This is a genomic window from Tepidanaerobacter acetatoxydans Re1 (assembly GCF_000328765.2).
In the GTDB taxonomy this organism is placed as follows: Bacteria; Bacillota; Thermosediminibacteria; order Thermosediminibacterales; family Tepidanaerobacteraceae; genus Tepidanaerobacter; species Tepidanaerobacter acetatoxydans.
Genome location: NC_019954.2, coordinates 2,385,936 through 2,402,136, shown reverse-complemented (window position 1 = coordinate 2,402,136; position 16,201 = coordinate 2,385,936). Strand labels below are relative to the sequence as shown.

Annotated in this window: 18 protein-coding genes and 1 pseudogene; 16 read left to right on the top strand and 3 right to left on the bottom strand. The window is 35.7% G+C overall.

The window, feature by feature from the left end; genetic code table 11:
* Positions 1-169 precede the first annotated feature (169 nt).
* From TEPIRE1_RS14180 to TEPIRE1_RS11390, 14 genes and pseudogenes are all read left to right on the top strand, one after another.
* A complete protein-coding gene (locus TEPIRE1_RS14180) occupies positions 170-361 on the top strand; it encodes an ArsR/SmtB family transcription factor (protein ID WP_231848291.1) in 192 nt (63 codons plus the stop codon).
* A gap of 320 nt (positions 362-681) precedes the next feature.
* Positions 682-1,215 (top strand): DUF2703 domain-containing protein, encoded by a 534-nt coding sequence (locus tag TEPIRE1_RS11445; RefSeq protein ID WP_013779332.1) that lies wholly within the window; start codon positions 682-684, stop codon positions 1,213-1,215.
* 227 nt (positions 1,216-1,442) lie between these two features.
* Complete coding sequence (locus tag TEPIRE1_RS13930; protein WP_015295842.1) at positions 1,443-1,715, top strand: PrpR N-terminal domain-containing protein; 273 nt, start codon at positions 1,443-1,445, stop codon at positions 1,713-1,715.
* Positions 1,699-3,012, top strand: a complete 1,314-nt coding sequence (locus TEPIRE1_RS11435; RefSeq protein WP_331704475.1) for a sigma-54 interaction domain-containing protein — start codon at positions 1,699-1,701, stop codon at positions 3,010-3,012. Before TEPIRE1_RS13930 ends, TEPIRE1_RS11435 begins: the two co-directional genes overlap by 17 nt.
* Positions 3,013-3,234: 222 nt before the next feature.
* Positions 3,235-4,557 carry a GntP family permease gene (locus TEPIRE1_RS11430; protein ID WP_013779331.1) on the top strand — a complete coding sequence of 441 codons (1,323 nt, stop codon included), beginning with the start codon at positions 3,235-3,237 and terminating at the stop codon, positions 4,555-4,557.
* A 91-nt stretch (positions 4,558-4,648) separates the two neighbouring features.
* Positions 4,649-5,920 (top strand): 3-isopropylmalate dehydratase large subunit, encoded by a 1,272-nt coding sequence (locus tag TEPIRE1_RS11425; protein ID WP_013779330.1) that lies wholly within the window; start codon positions 4,649-4,651, stop codon positions 5,918-5,920.
* Positions 5,913-6,434: a 3-isopropylmalate dehydratase small subunit gene (locus TEPIRE1_RS11420; protein WP_013779329.1), complete on the top strand. Its 522-nt coding sequence runs from the start codon at positions 5,913-5,915 to the stop codon at positions 6,432-6,434. The genes TEPIRE1_RS11425 and TEPIRE1_RS11420 overlap by 8 nt, the downstream gene beginning before the upstream one ends.
* A 283-nt stretch (positions 6,435-6,717) precedes the next feature.
* On the top strand, positions 6,718-7,098 hold the full coding sequence (locus TEPIRE1_RS11415; protein ID WP_015295839.1) for an ArsR/SmtB family transcription factor: 381 nt from the start codon (positions 6,718-6,720) through the stop codon (positions 7,096-7,098).
* 39 nt (positions 7,099-7,137) lie between these two features.
* A pseudogene (locus TEPIRE1_RS14525) lies at positions 7,138-7,278 on the top strand (arsenical-resistance protein); the annotation flags it as partial.
* Between the two features lie 26 nt (positions 7,279-7,304).
* On the top strand, positions 7,305-7,706 hold the full coding sequence (locus tag TEPIRE1_RS11410; RefSeq protein ID WP_013779327.1) for an arsenate reductase ArsC: 402 nt from the start codon (positions 7,305-7,307) through the stop codon (positions 7,704-7,706).
* On the top strand, positions 7,706-7,939 hold the full coding sequence (locus TEPIRE1_RS11405) for a hypothetical protein (RefSeq protein WP_013779326.1): 234 nt from the start codon (positions 7,706-7,708) through the stop codon (positions 7,937-7,939). The genes TEPIRE1_RS11410 and TEPIRE1_RS11405 overlap by 1 nt, the downstream gene beginning before the upstream one ends.
* Complete coding sequence (locus tag TEPIRE1_RS11400) at positions 7,902-8,918, top strand: permease (RefSeq protein ID WP_013779325.1); 1,017 nt, start codon at positions 7,902-7,904, stop codon at positions 8,916-8,918. Before TEPIRE1_RS11405 ends, TEPIRE1_RS11400 begins: the two co-directional genes overlap by 38 nt.
* A gap of 33 nt (positions 8,919-8,951) precedes the next feature.
* Positions 8,952-9,179 (top strand): thioredoxin family protein, encoded by a 228-nt coding sequence (locus tag TEPIRE1_RS11395; protein ID WP_013779324.1) that lies wholly within the window; start codon positions 8,952-8,954, stop codon positions 9,177-9,179.
* Between the two features lie 232 nt (positions 9,180-9,411).
* The gene (locus TEPIRE1_RS11390; protein WP_013779323.1) at positions 9,412-9,921 is read left to right on the top strand and encodes a hypothetical protein; all 510 of its coding nucleotides are present in this window, start codon (positions 9,412-9,414) and stop codon (positions 9,919-9,921) included.
* Positions 9,922-10,328: 407 nt separating this feature from the next.
* Here the strand turns inward: TEPIRE1_RS11390 and citC are convergent, their stop codons facing one another.
* The 3 genes from citC to TEPIRE1_RS11375 are packed head-to-tail and all read right to left on the bottom strand — an operon-like array spanning position 10,329 to position 13,447.
* Positions 10,329-11,360, bottom strand: coding sequence for a [citrate (pro-3S)-lyase] ligase (gene citC, locus TEPIRE1_RS11385; RefSeq protein WP_013779322.1), 1,032 nt, complete (start codon positions 11,358-11,360; stop codon positions 10,329-10,331).
* Positions 11,361-11,387: 27 nt separating this feature from the next.
* On the bottom strand, positions 11,388-12,452 hold the full coding sequence (locus TEPIRE1_RS11380) for an AbrB family transcriptional regulator (RefSeq protein ID WP_023211615.1): 1,065 nt from the start codon (positions 12,450-12,452) through the stop codon (positions 11,388-11,390).
* A gap of 47 nt (positions 12,453-12,499) precedes the next feature.
* Positions 12,500-13,447 carry a LysR family transcriptional regulator gene (locus tag TEPIRE1_RS11375; RefSeq protein WP_013779320.1) on the bottom strand — a complete coding sequence of 316 codons (948 nt, stop codon included), beginning with the start codon at positions 13,445-13,447 and terminating at the stop codon, positions 12,500-12,502.
* 224 nt (positions 13,448-13,671) lie between these two features.
* On the opposite strand from TEPIRE1_RS11375, the gene TEPIRE1_RS11370 reads away from it, so the two are divergent.
* Together TEPIRE1_RS11370 and TEPIRE1_RS11365 are read left to right on the top strand one after the other, a co-directional pair.
* Positions 13,672-15,027, top strand: coding sequence for an MmgE/PrpD family protein (locus TEPIRE1_RS11370; protein WP_013779319.1), 1,356 nt, complete (start codon positions 13,672-13,674; stop codon positions 15,025-15,027).
* Between the two features lie 10 nt (positions 15,028-15,037).
* Positions 15,038-16,186, top strand: coding sequence for a 2-methylaconitate cis-trans isomerase PrpF family protein (locus TEPIRE1_RS11365; RefSeq protein WP_013779318.1), 1,149 nt, complete (start codon positions 15,038-15,040; stop codon positions 16,184-16,186).
* Positions 16,187-16,201: the final 15 nt, after the last annotated feature.

Sequence of the window (16,201 nt, the reverse complement as noted above, 5' to 3'; positions counted from 1 at the left end):
TAGTATATCAAGGGTGACTCCAATAAGTGGTAAGCTCTTGCAATAAATTTTGGCATAATTTTTAAATAACATTTTTGAGTTTTGTCACACATTAAAGGACATTTACAAGCATAAATTAAAATTATATTATATGAGTATAAGCGAATATAATCATGCAGGAGCGGATAAAATGATACTTATGCAAATATTAAAAGCACTATCTGATGAAACTCGATTGCGTATTTTAAATTTATTATGGCATGAAGAACTATGTGTCTGCGAATTAGAAATGTTGCTTGACATAAATCAATCCAATACTTCTAGACATCTTAGCAGACTCACAAATGCCCAAATTATAAGCTCTAAGAAGAGGGCACAGTAGGTTTACTACAAAATAAACGAAAATACTTTGAAGGAGTATGGTTTTATTAAAGAGATATTAGATAATGAATTGATAAAACTAAAAATATATAAAGAAGATTTAGAGGCACTAGATAAATACAGGAAAAGTGGGTTTTCTTGTGATGATTTTAAAGGATGGAGAAATATATTTCAAAAATAAATGTAATAGGAGGTACGCCGGTGCATGAATTGTAAAAAGCTAGAGGCTTGTGTAAAAAATACAGGATAAGAATCAGGAATAGTTTATAGTGATATAAATTTAAAAGTTTAATATAGACTTATTTAGAGGAGGGAACATTCATGGACTGCAAATGTAATACAGGATGCTGCGGAAGCACAGAAAACAATCGCGTTGAAGGGGAAAATAAAATAATCATTGATTTTCTATATTTAGATTTAAATATCTGTAATCGATGCCAGGGGACTGGCGAAGGCCTAGAAGAAGCTATTGCAGATGTAGCAAAAGTGCTCGAGTCAGCAGGAATAGAAATAGTTGTAAATAAGATTCATATCAATAGTAAGGAAAAAGCAATACAATATAGATTTGTTACTTCACCAACTATACGAGTAAATGGAAGAGATATACAAATGGATTTCAAAGAATCTTTATGTGAGCCATGTGGAGATTTATGCGGTAATGAGGTGGATTGTCGAGTGTGGGTATATAAAGGGAAGGAATACAATGTTCCTCCGAAAGCTATGATTATTGATGCTATCCTGCGCGAAGTATATGGCAACACCGAAAAAATGCCTGATAACGAGGCTAATAAAGAACCGTATCAATTGCCGGAAAATTTAAGAAGATTTTTTGAATCAAACAAAAAATACATCTAAATATATATTTATATTACCGGAAGATATCTGTCTCTTAGGGCTTTCTGCCTCTAAGAGACAGAGTGCATTTATAGCACTTTTTAACGACATCGTGAAATTATACTAAGCTCCTTAGGCTGTTTTCCGTTAGACATACATGTCTGGTATTCTGAGGCTAGCCACCATCGATATTTAAAAAAAGAAGAATTGTAAGATTAGTTAATAAAATATAAAAAGAGGGAATATAATTGAAACCAATTTTAATAATTGCACCTCATAGAAGAGTGGAACAAATTGCACGAAAAGTGGTTGAGGATTACAGTGATGTGGATGTGGTAATGGGATTATTGGACAGAGCAATTGAAATATCAAAAAATGCTGAGAAACAAGGAGTGGAAATAATAATATCTAGAGGCGGTACGGCAAATATCATCAAAAAAACTGTTTCATCAATACCTGTGGTTGAAATACCGGTTTCTCCGTATGATTTGCTTAATGCTGTAAATTCTGCTAAAAAATAAGGAAAAAACTGAACAGTTCAAAGCAGTTCTGAATCATATCAGCGAGGGTATAATAGCAATAAATAGCAATGGAGAAATTACTGTGTTTAATCCTGCTGCAGGAAGAATCATGGGAATTTCCGAGAAAGAAGCTATAGGCCGTTCAATAGATGAATTAGTTCCTGAAACAATACTCAACAGTGTTATAGAAAAGAATAAAGCTGAATTAGGCCAGGTGCTTCGTATTGGGCAAGCTCAGGTTTTAGCAAACCGGGTACCAATAATAATTAACAATAAAATGGTTGGTGCTGTTACAACTATTGAGGATATAACAAAAATACAGGAGTATGAGCAGAAAATCAGGACCAAGCTTCTAGTAAAAGGACAGGTAGCCAAGTATAAGTTTTCAGATATTATTGGAGAAAGTGATGTTTTATTAAAGACTAAAGAAAAAGCAAAGAAATATGCTGCTACTAATGGCACTGTGTTGATTATTGGCGAAAGTGGTACAGGTAAAGAGATGTTTGCTCAAAGCATACATCTGGAAAGCGAAAGAAGAAATGGACCTTTTGTTGCTGTAAATTGCACAGCAATACCTCAAAACTTGTTAGAAAGTGAGCTTTTTGGATATCAGGGAGGTGCATTTACAGGCGCAAGAAAAGAAGGCAAGTCAGGTCTATTTACTGAAGCACATGGAGGAACCATATTTTTAGATGAAATCGGGGAAATGAGCACTGAACTACAAGTGGCATTACTAAGGGTAATTCAAGAGAGGGAAGTTAGGCCCGTGGGTTCTAATAAAGTAATTCCTATAGATGTACGCATAATTGCTGCTACCAATAAAGATCTTCTGCAAGAAATACAAAAAGGAGCATTTAGAAGAGATCTATATTATAGGTTAAATATACTAAAATTGAAAGTTCCAGCTTTAAGAGAAAGAAAAGAAGATATTAAGCTACTCAGCAGATATTTTGTTAGTAAAATCTCATTAAAATATAAAAAGGTAGTGAGTATTACTGAAGGCGCTTTAGACAGATTACAGCGTTATTCATGGCCAGGGAATATAAGAGAACTTGAAAATATAATTGAAAGTCTTATTGTTTTGGCTGATGATATTATTACTGAGGCACAAGTTGACGAATTGATCGGCGAAAATGTTGAGGAAGACGCTGAGAACAAAGATTCCCTAGAAATTATAAAAAATAAACATATTTTGAAGGTTTTATCAGAGTGCGGGGGAAACCAGACATTAGCTGCTAAACGTCTCGGAATCAGTCGCACACACCTTTGGAGGCTTATAAATAATTACAAGAAGTAGCTAGACCGCAACGGTAAATTCGCTACATAATGTAACTGTAATTGTTGCATTATGTAGCGAATTTACTCTTGGTTTATACCTAATATTGCTTTACAAATCCCGCAAGTCACCTAAAATATGATTTTCAAATATTGGCATAGTAATTGCATTAAATATTAGTAGAATATCAAAAGCTTTTGCGTTTTAATTAATTTTTATAAATCAATATTAGGAGGTTAGGCTATGTCAATAGAATTAGCTTTTGTTATTGGTATGATAGTATTGTTAGTTTTAGCTATTAAGTTCCGCCTTAACGCTTTTATTTCTCTTTTAGCAACTGCAGTTGTAATTGGATTACTATCAAGAATGGATACTGTAGATATCATTAAAACAATTACAGAAGGGTTTGGAAGTACTGTAAGCAGCATAGGCATCGTAATAATATTTGGTGTTATGTTAGGTAAATATTTGGAGGATTCAGGAGGTGCACATAAAATGGCTTTAGGTGCCGTGCGAATGGTAGGTGAAAAGAATTCCTCCATTGCAATGGCCATAAGCGGCTATTTGGTTTCTATACCGGTTTTTAGTGATGTTGGGTATGTTATACTTGCTCCGTTTGCAAAGGCTATTTCCCAAAAAACCAAAATACCGATGGCGGTCTTAGGGGTTTCGCTATCGGCAGGATTATTGGCTACACATGTTTATGTTCCGCCAACTCCAGGGCCTTTGGCAGCGGCAGGAATGCTAGGTATAGATATAGGAAGGGCGATACTTTATGGATCCTTTGCCGCGATTTTTATGACCTTTTTTGGATGGGCATTTGCCCAATTTTATCTAGCTAAAAAAGGAGATGTGTTTAAGCCTGAGTTTGAAGAATCAGTAACTGAAGATAATTTATCAGAACAGGACCTTCCGGGTATGTTTGCTTCAATTTTTCCATTACTATTACCGATGTTTTTGATATTATTGAATACCACATCTAAAGCAATTTTGCCAAAAGAATCGACTTTTGTAAAAATGATGTCCTTTATTGGAGATTCGAATATAGCACTTGCTATAGGAGTAATTGCTTGCGTAGTCCTATTAGGAAAAAGGCTTGGCAAAGAAAAAGTCTTAAAAGTAATGGATAGATCGTTAAGTGAGGCTGGTTCGATTATTTTTATAACTGCGGCAGGAGGCGCTTTAGGTGCTATACTGAAAAGTTCAGGAGCGGGTACGGCTATGGCCGAAGCTGTTATGAATAGCGGGTTACCTTTTATACTTATTCCCTTTGCTATTGCAGCGTTATTAAAAATAATTCAGGGATCAGGAACTGTTGCGGTTGTTACAGCTGCAACTTTGACAGCACCATTGGCTCAACAATTAGGGATAGACCCAATTTTGATTTTCCTTGCAACAGGAGCAGGAGCAAGATCTTTCTGTCATGTTAATGATAGTTATTTCTGGGTTTATACAAAAATGAGCGGTTTTGATATGAAAACCGGACTTAGTACATTAAGTCTTTCAAATCCATTTATGGCTTTAGGAGGATTATTAGCAACATATATCGTAAGTTTGTGGGTTTAGAATAGGTTGGCTTATCTTGACAATTTTTATATAAAAATCAATTTAATTAAGATATTCAAATTTGCTAATAAGCAAGACGGAGGGATATTTAATGCATGCTATTGAAAAAATTTTAGCAAAGGCTGCAGGAAAAGATGAAGTTCACGCTGGCGAAATAGTTAATTGTAGGATTGACTTTGCTGAAATAAACGATCTTTATCTTCAAACTATATATTCTTTTTATGAAATGGGGGGTGAAAAAGTCTGGGATAAGGACAAAGTGGCATTTGTATTCGATCATTATTCACCGGCACCTACAATAAATAGTGCGCAAATACATAAGGAAATGAGGCAGTTTGCCAAGGAACAGGGGTTTGCACACCATTTTGATATTAATACTGGTGTATGCCATCAAGTCTTGGCTGAGAGTGGAATAGTGTGGCCGGGAATGATTCTTGTAGCAACAGATTCACATACTACAACCCATGGTGCCTTTGGAGCATTCGGCACAGGTATAGGAGCAACGGACATGGCTACTGTTCTGATTTCGGGCGAGCTTTGGTTTAGAGTTCCTGAAGTAATAAAAATCGAAATCAATGGGCAGCTCCAAGAAGGTGTATATGCCAAAGATGTTATACTACACATAATTGGGAAGCTCAAAGCAGATGCAGCTGTTTACAAGGCGATTGAATTCTGCGGTAATTACATTGAAAACCTTGATGTAGCAGATAGAATGACAATATGTAACATGGCTGTTGAAATGGGCGCTAAAACTGCTTATATGAAACCAAATGATAAAGTTTTCGAATATCTGAGCACAAGGATGAATGAAGAATTTGTCATTGAAGAAACTGATTTAGACTACGACTACTCAGAAACGTATGTTTTTGATGTAAGCAAATTGTCGCCACAATTGGCCGTGCCTCACAGCGTTGATAACGTTTACTCTATAGAAAATGTCGACAAGGTGAAGATTAACCAAGCATTTATAGGTTCTTGCACAGGAGGAAGAATAGAAGATATCGAGGCAGCATTTAAAATACTTAATGGAAAAAAAATACATCCTGACACAAGATTGATTATCATACCTGCCTCTACGGAAGTATTTCAACATGCAATGAAGCTTGGCTATATACAATCGCTAGTAAAAGCCGGTGCAACATTTGCTTCACCTGGCTGTGGGCCATGCTTGGGAGTACATGAGGGTTTACTTACAGAGGGAGAGGTGTGTATCTCTGCTACAAATCGTAATTTTCCCGGACGCATGGGCAGTACAGGCGCCAAGATATATCTTGCTTCACCTGCGTGCGTTGCTGCAAGTGCATTAGAAGGCAAAATAACCGACCCAAGAGAATTACTTAAGGAGGCGAAAGAAAATGCATAGCGTATTAACTGGCAAAGCCTTTGTTTATAATAATAATATTGATACGGATCAAATATATCCAGGCAGATATCTAGAACTTGTAGATCCTAAAGATATAGCAAAGCATTGTATGGAAGGGGCAGACCCTACATTTGTTGAACGTATGTCTTACGGGGATATAATCGTAGCTGGAACGAATTTTGGATGTGGCTCAAGTCGTGAACATGCAGTAATAGCATTGATAAGTGCTGGCGTAAGCGTAGTGCTGGCAGAATCCTTTGCAAGGATCTTTTTTAGAAACTCAATAAATCTAGCACTTCCACTAATGGTATGTCCGGGAATAAGTAAAAAAGTATCTAATGGAGATATATTGGAAGTGAACCTAAGGGAAGGAATAGTATTAAACAAAACAAAAAGAGAAATCATACAAGGGCAGAAAATATCCGAACATGCCATGAATATATTAGAGAATGGAGGTATTAAGCATTTATTCCAAATAAAGACTCAAAAGATGCATCAAGAAAAAAGTAGATAATGACTATATATTGCCTGTCTGAAAGATGGGCAATATACTATTTAAGATAGAAAAGGCAAATATTGAGAGCCAATACTTTCTGTTACTGGGTCTCATAATATGGCTGAAACAGCTGAAAAGACTTCGCAGGATGATTCCTGATTTATTCCGGGATTTTTATTTTAAAAGGCTGATAATTAAGGCGTAAGTTGCAAGTTTAAAGGATAATATATTTATTGACAGAAAAACAAATTAGCACTATTATATGAGTATAATCGAATATAGTCATATGGGTGGTGATAAGTTGGATTTCATAGAAATATTTAAGGCATTAGGAGATGAAAATAGAATTAGAATATTAAATCTGTTAATGAGAGAAGAACTGTGTGTATGTGAAATAGAGACAATGCTGGGAATGACTCAGTCCAACGCTTCAAGACATTTAAACAAATTAAAAAATGCAGGTATCATAACTAGTGATAAAAAATCGCAATGGGTTTATTATGGAATAAATAACGAATTTATTAAGGAAAATAATTTACTGTATGAATTTCTTAAAAACAAGATAAACGAAAATGTACAATGCCTAAAAGATGTTGAAAGGCTTAAAAAATATAAAAGCAGCGGCTTTACTTGTGAGCAATTAGGAGAAGATAAAAAACAAGTTCTAAAGTTTCTTCGATAGCAGCTTTTTTCTTGAACATAGTATTTAGCGACAGTCTACCTTGCGGATGCAGTAGCCATTTCACTTTTTGGATTGGATTCTGGAGTTGATCTTGCAACAGTTGTAGGTATAATAGTTGAAGTTCCTGTCATGCCCGCACTTGTTAGAATAGCCAACAACACAAGATACTGGTTTAGATAAACTGGTGAAAGGGGAATATAAAACACATGAAAAAGAAAGTGGCATTTGTATGTGTGCACAATTCCTGTCGTTCTCAGATGGCGGAAGGTTTGGCAAAGAAATTGGGAAGTGATGTATTGGAAGCATATTCGGCGGGAACAGAAAATTATCCTGAAGTAAAACCGCTGGCAGTACAAGTAATGGAGGAAGAAGGGGTAGATATGGGCGGATATTATCCAAAATTATTAAGTGATATTCCAAAGGAAGTAGATATTTTAATAACTATGGGTTGTAACGTAGCATGCCCTTATGTACCATGCAGGTACAGAGAAGATTGGGGTATTGAGGACCCATCAGGCGGACCAATAGAGGATTACAGAAAAACAAGGAATATTGTTAAAGAAAAAGTAATGGATTTGATACAGAGGGTAAAAAGCAAACAAATTTAATGAATATAAAAAAGATGTTAGCGGAGAGAAAAATCCGTGCACTTTTTCTTTTAAGTCTTAAAGAGGAAGTGTGCAAGACGATGCTGGAGGAGATAAAAGATAGTATAGACGATTATTTGAAACTTAAAAGAGATATTAAAAAGTGTACGAATGTTGAAGGCTATCTTGTAGTTGTGGAAAACAGGGGGGAATTATATGAATATACTAACTATGCTGTTTGGCTGGTTGAATGACCAATTATTAAAAATGAAATGGCTTTCAGAACTTATAAGGCTTTTTGTGGAGAAGGTATTTGGCTTGTCGATTAATGATAGAATAGGTGGAAGTATTCACTTCTTTATCTATGATACTATTAAAATTTTTATTTTATTATCGGTATTAATTTTTATTATATCTTATATCCAAAGTTATTTTCCACCAGAAAGGACTAAAAAAATACTCGGTAGAATAAAGGGTATAAAAGGAAACATACTTGGGGCACTACTTGGAACTATTACACCATTTTGTAGTTGTTCAAGTATACCGATTTTTATAGGATTTACTTCGGCTGGATTACCTTTAGGTGTAACTTTCTCTTTCTTGATTTCTTCACCAATGGTAGATTTAGCATCATTAATGCTTTTAATGTCATTTTTCGGTGCCAAAATTGCCATAGCCTATGTGATTGTAGGTCTTATTCTTGCGGTTGTCGGAGGTACTTTAATTGAAAAGTTGGGACTTGAAAAATATGTAGAGGGATATGTTAGAGAGATAGAGAATATAGATACCGATTTTATAGAAATGAGTCGTGATGAAAGAATTTCTTATTCAAAAGAACAAGTTAAGGATATTATCCATAAGGTATGGTTATATGTATTAATTGGGGTAGGGGTAGGGTCAGCAATTCATAATTGGATTCCTCAATCAGTTATAGAAAATGTGATTGGGGAAAATAATCCATTTGCAGTTTTAATGGCTACAGTAGTTGGTATTCCGATGTATGCTGATATATTTGGTACATTACCAATAGCAGAGGCTTTAGCTACAAAAGGAGTAGGAATAGGGACAGTATTATCCCTTATTATGGCAGTAACTGCTTTGTCACTTCCTTCTATGATAATGCTTAGTAAAGTAGTAAAAACTAAACTTCTAGCAATCTTTGTATCCATTATATCAGTAGGAATTATAATTATTGGATATCTATTCAATGCTTTTTCGTATATTTTTATATAAATAAATTGAATTAATCAATTGAGGAGGATAACTATGGTAATTAAAGTTCTAGGTTCAGGATGCGCAAATTGCAAAAAATTAGAGGCTAATGTTAAAGAGGCTGTTAAAGAATTAGGAATCGAAGCCACAATTGAAAAAGTGCAAGATTTTAAGGATATTGCATCATATGGTGTGATGAGAACACCTGCTTTGGTGGTAGATGAACAGGTTAAAATAGCAGGAAAAGTTCCAACAGTGGAAGAAATAAAGAAGTATTTATGAGGAATCCTGGTAGGAATCCGACCTAATTTATTAATTTTAGAGATGTACTATGAAAAGTCACCAAATATTTAATTGTTATTTAACTCAGCTTTAGTTTTTCTTATCTGTTTTAAAAAATGATTGAATTGGATTGCTCAGATGGCTAAAGTATGATAATCTGAGCGAGAAAGAGATAAAGTTCTATAAATTATTTGGGGCGATAGGGCTTTAGAGTGAGAGGGGCTATATAACCATGAAAAGAGCCATAAAGTTGTACAATGTGATTTTTCCTGTCTGGCTGTTACTGTTTTTCCCACCTGTAATACTTATAACATTATTTGGCAACTACATTATAGATTCTTTGGTAGTAACAGCCTGCTTTTTTGTGTATAAGTTAGCAAATTTAGGATTTAACCTGAAAATATTTTATAAAGAGTGCATATTAAAAGTCTGGCTATATGGATTTCTAGCGGATTTTATAGGCGCTGCAATATTATTTTTGCTTGGAATATGTGGAGATAGGTTTGGCTTACCCTATGAATTAGTATCGGCAATATGCTATGATCCATTTAGCCATCCTTTGGCAGTTGTAATAACAGTGAGTTCTATAGTAGTATCGGCTGCATTAATTTTTTTATTTAACTATAGATTGATTTTTAGAAATCAAATTCAGGAACACACGTTAAGGCTTAAGATTGCACTGTCCATTGCTGTTTTTACGGCACCATGGACATTCTTGATACCTACAAAGTGGTTTTATTAATAAAGCGAGCAATTAAAGAGGTATTATTAAAAGGAAACCGCATCATCAAACTGCAGAGGAATTCAAAAGGTTATTATCCGGGGTTAGTGAGCCGGCATGCATCAAAGCGAATGATCATTGCAAGTCACAAGAACTTCAACTAAAGATTAAGATGTAATCTGGGAAAAATTGAGGAATGGTCTGCACTTATGGATACAACAGGTGCTGTAGCATTCGTGTCGGCAGCCCTTCTAGCGGTTACTATTAAATTCAATTACTTTAGTCGTATATCGAGATAGAACGGTAAAATGAGATACAAGATGGATAGTAGGTATTATATACTTTGGCTATGAATGCAAATCCATTTACCCTAGTGCATCTTTATCTTGTCGGTGAAAAAGTTATGTTACTATATCAATTACAAATAGCTAGAAGTGCCCCTTTTTGTTATTACCTTTAAGCTTGTTTATTATTGGTAAGGCATCTTCGCTTATAAGATAGTTATATGTAGTTGCAGGAACCAACTCCTTCACTGTTGTTATATTTCCCTGTGAAAGCAGTTGCCGAACGTGTGAAGCACTGACTGCCGATCCTCCTTTTTCTAATCGCGGGACTTCCACTACCTCTATTCCTGCCGGAATGAGACGTTCCTTTATGGTTTTGTTGCATATTTCTGTCACCGGAGAAAAGGGTTCGGTACCAATATACCTCCTTTTGATGGTTAGAGTCGGGACAATATGCTTTAAGAAGATTTCTACATCTATGGCACTTTGAGCATATGCGAGCTTTGTGTCCTTTGTGAAATAAGAGGGAAAAGTGAGATAAGAAATTACATATCTTCCGCCGGGGATTACTTTAACATTAGGTAAGTGCTTTGTTCCTTCGATGACAAGTTTATAGCGCACATCAAAAGGAAATACAGAAAGATCTTCCTGAACCAACAATACAAACACCTTATCGCTTTGTGCAGATGCCGTTTCAATAAGATAAAGGTGGCCGAGGGTAAATGGATTGCAGTTCATCACAATTGCTGATATGTCATCATCTTTGTCTATTTTTCCTGCAAGTGATTTAATATGAAGGCAATATTCTGCAATACCCGGTCTACCCCATTCCATAAATGCTGCATAAGGTTTTGCCACAGCCACGACATTAAAACCGAGAGATTCAAATATACTTACATTCTCCGGCTTGGTAAAAAGGTAGAGATTACTTTTTTTCATTTCAAGAGCATATTTTATCAAATGAGTAATAACAATAGCAGATAAATTTTCTCCCTGATAATCAGGTGACACCGCAAGCATCTGTATCATGTCTCCTGAAAGAGAACCGGTTGCTACAAGTTCATCATTATAAAATATACCTACCGTGTAATCTACATTATAGTTTATGGTTAAACCGCATTTCTTAATCAGCTCTTCAGCTTGACTTATATCGGATAAACGTCGTTCTATGAACATTCCCAAAACCTACCCATCTTAAAATATTCAACCAAACAACTTAACTATTATATTGATAATTTGAGGAAATACCGAAACAACAACCACCAATCGAATTACTTGCAAAACATTTAGGTCAGTACTATGTATGCCCAAGTCCGAGGATATCAGTGCCATATCCGATGCTCCTGCAGGTGTTAATGCCAACATGGCTTCTTTTGTAGACATGTTAAAGTATTTACTAAGGATCTTGCCTCCAAGTATACAAGTTGAAAAGTAACCTATTAATAAAAGCAATGCCGGAATGACAAGGTATTTTAGTTCTTTTACATCACTAAAGCTGATACAACAGCCTATATAAGCACCGGAAAGAACCTGTGCAATACGTTTTGTCCACATAGGCATAAAAGCATTGTCAAAACGCAGTTTATAGTAACCAACCCCAATCATAGAAAAAATAAGTATTCCTGCGGGTATATTTAACAATTTACCAATAATTCCACAAACTGTAGCTACCGCTGCGGTCCGGACAAATGCTGATTTGGTATTAAAGTCTAGAGAAATAGCTTGTTCTTTAATGGATTTAGACGTATTGAGTTGCAAGTCGTCATTTATTTTTTTATTTTGACGACTTGCAACTATGGAGATTAGCGAAGGAAACAGACCTATACCTGCTGCCATACGGATAAATTGCATAACTACAACCTTGGGTGCATCTGCTCCCATATCTGCGCTGATGATCGGAATGTCGTTCATGCCGCCAGGAATACAGCTCATCATAGATGTCAACAAATCTAAGGGACTAATAAAATAAATCAGAAATCCTATGGTAAGGTTAAGCAATAATAGGACGGTTAGAATAAACAAAGCAGGTTTTATTAGTTTTTTTAGTTGAAAAATATCATTTTTTTCCACTGAACAGCCAATGAAAGCACCTGCAGTAATCTGTGCAGCATACTTAGCGTAAGAAGGCATATAGGCTCTGCCAAAAAAAATATTTAGAGTTGCCACACCAATAATCGCTCCGACCATCATGCCTCCGGGAACCCGAATTTTATAAAAAAAATAGCCGAAAATCAGACCCACCAAAAATGTTAAGCATAAATTTACCATATACATTTCACCCCTAATGTAATAAAATTAAGTTACAGGCTAACTTGTTATAAATCCAATATTTTTGAACCAAATCTTTCACTAACCATTCTTATAAATAGTTTGGCAGCTTTAGAAATATATGCATCCTTTTGCACTGCTATACACATTGTCCAATAAGGTGAATATTTTTCATCAATAGAGTAGTAAGCAGGTTCATAGGTGCCGGGGAAAATTTGTGAATACTGTAGGGGTACAAAAGTCACTCCAATTCCTTGACAGGCCAAGCGCCTTGCAATCTCAAAACTTTTTGTAGTAAGCACAATGTTTGGATTAATATTAGCTTTCTGCAAAATCAATTCAGAAACTTGTCTGATTCTTTGTTCACGTTTTACTAAAATAAACGGTTCATTAGCAAATAAAGTGATATCTATTTTAGGATAATCCGAATTCTCGATTTTGACGGCATATCGCTTTAAAGGATGGTCTTTTTTTGTTACAAGAAGGAAAGGGTCCTTAAATAAGGGATGAAAATCTATATTTGACATATTCGAAATCTTATAAACAGGAGAAGTGTGCATGAGAGCAAAGTCGACTTTTCCTGCGGACAGATCTTTTTCCAGTTCTGTAGAGTTTTTTTCGACAACAAACAATTCTATATTTGGGCACTCTCTTTTAAAAATAGGAAGGATTACAGGTAAAATATGCGTTGCTAGATATATAGTGCATCCGATTGTAATCCTGCCTTTTTTTAGATTATTTATATCGCTTATCTCAATTTCAAAATCATTATACATTTTCAAGATTTCGGTAGCAACCTGATAGTATCTTTGGCCGGCAAAAGTAGGTATCAAGCCGGTATTTGTGCGTTTAAACAGTGTGGTACCAAGAGAAGTTTCTATTTTTTGAACACATTTGCTCAGAGAAGGCTGAGTCAAAAAGAGCTTCTGTGCTGCTTTTGATATACTTTTTTCCTCCACGATCGTCTTTATATATAGTAGTTCACGCTCGGTCATTGTAAATCATCATCTCCTTCGATTGGGTATAACTAAAAGTTATATGGGCTATAAAAATATAGGTATTTGCCTATATCATACACATATTATAAAATAAAATTAGAAATAATACAATGATGATTTTAAAACAATATAATAATACAAATATAAACATTTAACTAAATTATCTGTATTTACGAACTTATAATATTCTAACAGATAATTAGCGAGGGGTTGAAAAAAGTATGACAGAGATTCGTAGATTAGCAAAATATATTTCGGAGTTAAATTTAAATGATATTCCTAAAGAGGTACAAAATACAGCAAAGCTGCGCGTGCTGGACACTGTAAGTGTTGCATTAGGGGCTGCCGATAATAGTCTCATAAAAAACATATTAAACACTTATAGTAATATCGTAGGAGAAAGTTCAAGTGCATATTGTTGGGGGCAAAAAAGAAAAGTTCCGGTACTTACTGCAATTTTTTTTAATGCAATGATGGGTCACGCTCTAGAACTGGATGATGTCCATACAAAATCTAAAACGCACATAGGGACGGTAGTAGTTCCTACTGCATGGTCACTGGCAGAGTATCTTGGATGCAGCGGAAAAGAGCTTATAGAAGCTGTCGTTTGCGGATATGAAACCATGTCAAGGATAGGAATGGGATTTGGCGTATCCAGTCACCGCAATCGAGGTTGGCATGTTACCAGTACAGCAGGTACTTTTGGGGCTGCTGCTGCTGCATCAAAACTGCTTAAATTAGACGAAGAAGAAACTCTCTCAGCACTGGGAATGGCAGGAACACAATCCTTTGGTCTATGGGCGTTTTTAGCCGATGGTGCGAATTGCAAAATTCTACATCCTGCCAGGGCGGCCGCCAGCGGTACAGAAGCGTCATTTCTTGCAAAATCTGGCATGACTGGCCCTGAACACATTTTAGATGCAGAAGACGGTGGTTTATTTCCAGCTACATCTGATGAGTATGATTTGAGTTTGGTTTCTAAAGATTTAGGTAAAAAATATGAGTTATTATATATGGATAACAAGCCCTATCCCTGCTGCAGAAGTACGCACTGTGCCATAGATGCTGCCCTTGCAATAAAAAACAAATATGGTATTACCGAGGATGATATCCATTGTATAGAAGTTAATACATATTTAGTGGGCTATAAACAGTGTGGTGTAAGTGAAGGCAGCTTAAACCCAGTAAAATCTGTTGATGCTAAATTTTCAACTCCTTTTACAGTTGCCTGTGCTTTCATCTTCGGCGAAGTAACATTAAATCAATTTAAGCAGGAAATTATTGATAACCCAAGAGTAAAGAATTTACTTAGAAAAGTAAAAGTAATTCCTAAAGACAAGTTTACTAAAGCGTATCCCGAACACTGGGGATGTGAGCTAAAAGTTATATGTAAAGATGGAAGGGAGTTAACCGAAGAGATTACTGATGCATCAGGAAGCATATACAATCCACTTACAACAGAACAGGTAAAGTCCAAGGCATTGACGTTATTAGAAGATATTTATCCGGAGGAGGCGTCTCGGATTATAGATATAATTTTGACTATCGATGATGCTCAAATAATACCTGCATTATAAGAGGTGCAAAATGTTAAAAGGAATAAAGTGTGCCCTTTTTAGAGGCGGTACTAGCAAAGGACTGTTCTTTTTGAAATCGGATCTTCCCCTAAATAAGGATTTATGGTCGGATATTTTTTTATCTCTTATGGGTAGTCCAGATCATCTTCAGGTAGATGGTTTAGGAGGTGGTATAGCAACTGCTAGTAAGGTAGCTATTATTTCCGTTGCAGATTCTGATAAATATGACATAGACTATTTATTCGCACAAGTTGCAGTGGATAAGCCGATTGTTTCGTATAGGGGAAATTGCGGAAATATTTGTTCGGCAGTAGGTCCTTTTGCAATTGAGTCTGGCTTGATAAAGGCAACTGACCCGGAGACAGTCGTAAGGATACATAATGTTAATACAGATAAATTAATATATGCGTATGTTCCTACAAGGGATAATAAAGTAATGTATGAAGGTAACTTTGAGATTGCCGGTGTTCCAGGCACATCTGCTTGTATAAAAATGGCGTTTCAAAATCCATCTGGTTCGGTAACAGGCAAACTTCTACCTACTGGAAATGCTGTAGACACCATTTTTATTCCGGGATTTGGTCATATTGAGGCCTCATTTGTAGATTCTTCAAACCCTCTTGTCTTTATTAGAGCGAAAGACATTGGAATGACAGGTAAGGAATTACCGGATGAGATAGATTCAAATACCCAATTGATGGAACTGCTCGAGAGAATCAGAGGTATAGCGGCAGTCAAACTAGGGTTTATTAACAACTATAATGAATCACGGAGAAAATCCCCTACCGTTCCAAAGTTATCTATGGTTTCCGTTTCTCAGAAGTATGTTACAACAAACGGTAAGGAAGTTAGACCAGATAAATATGATATTTCATGCAGAATGATGTCTATGCAGAAAACCCACAAAAATTATGCTTTAACAGGTGCCATGTGTACTGCATCCGCTGCAGTAATAGAAGGAACAATTGTTAATGAATTAGTGAAAAAAGACTTTGATTCTAGGAAACTATTAATAGGGCATCCCGGAGGAATTATGCATGCGGGTGTAGAGTATCAAATGGAAATAGACGGATCAATAAATATTACCTGGGCAATTGGTTATAGAACAGCTCGTATGCTTATGCGAGGAACTGCGTTTTATTTAAACAGGCAAAAATAGTGAGGGATATTTAGT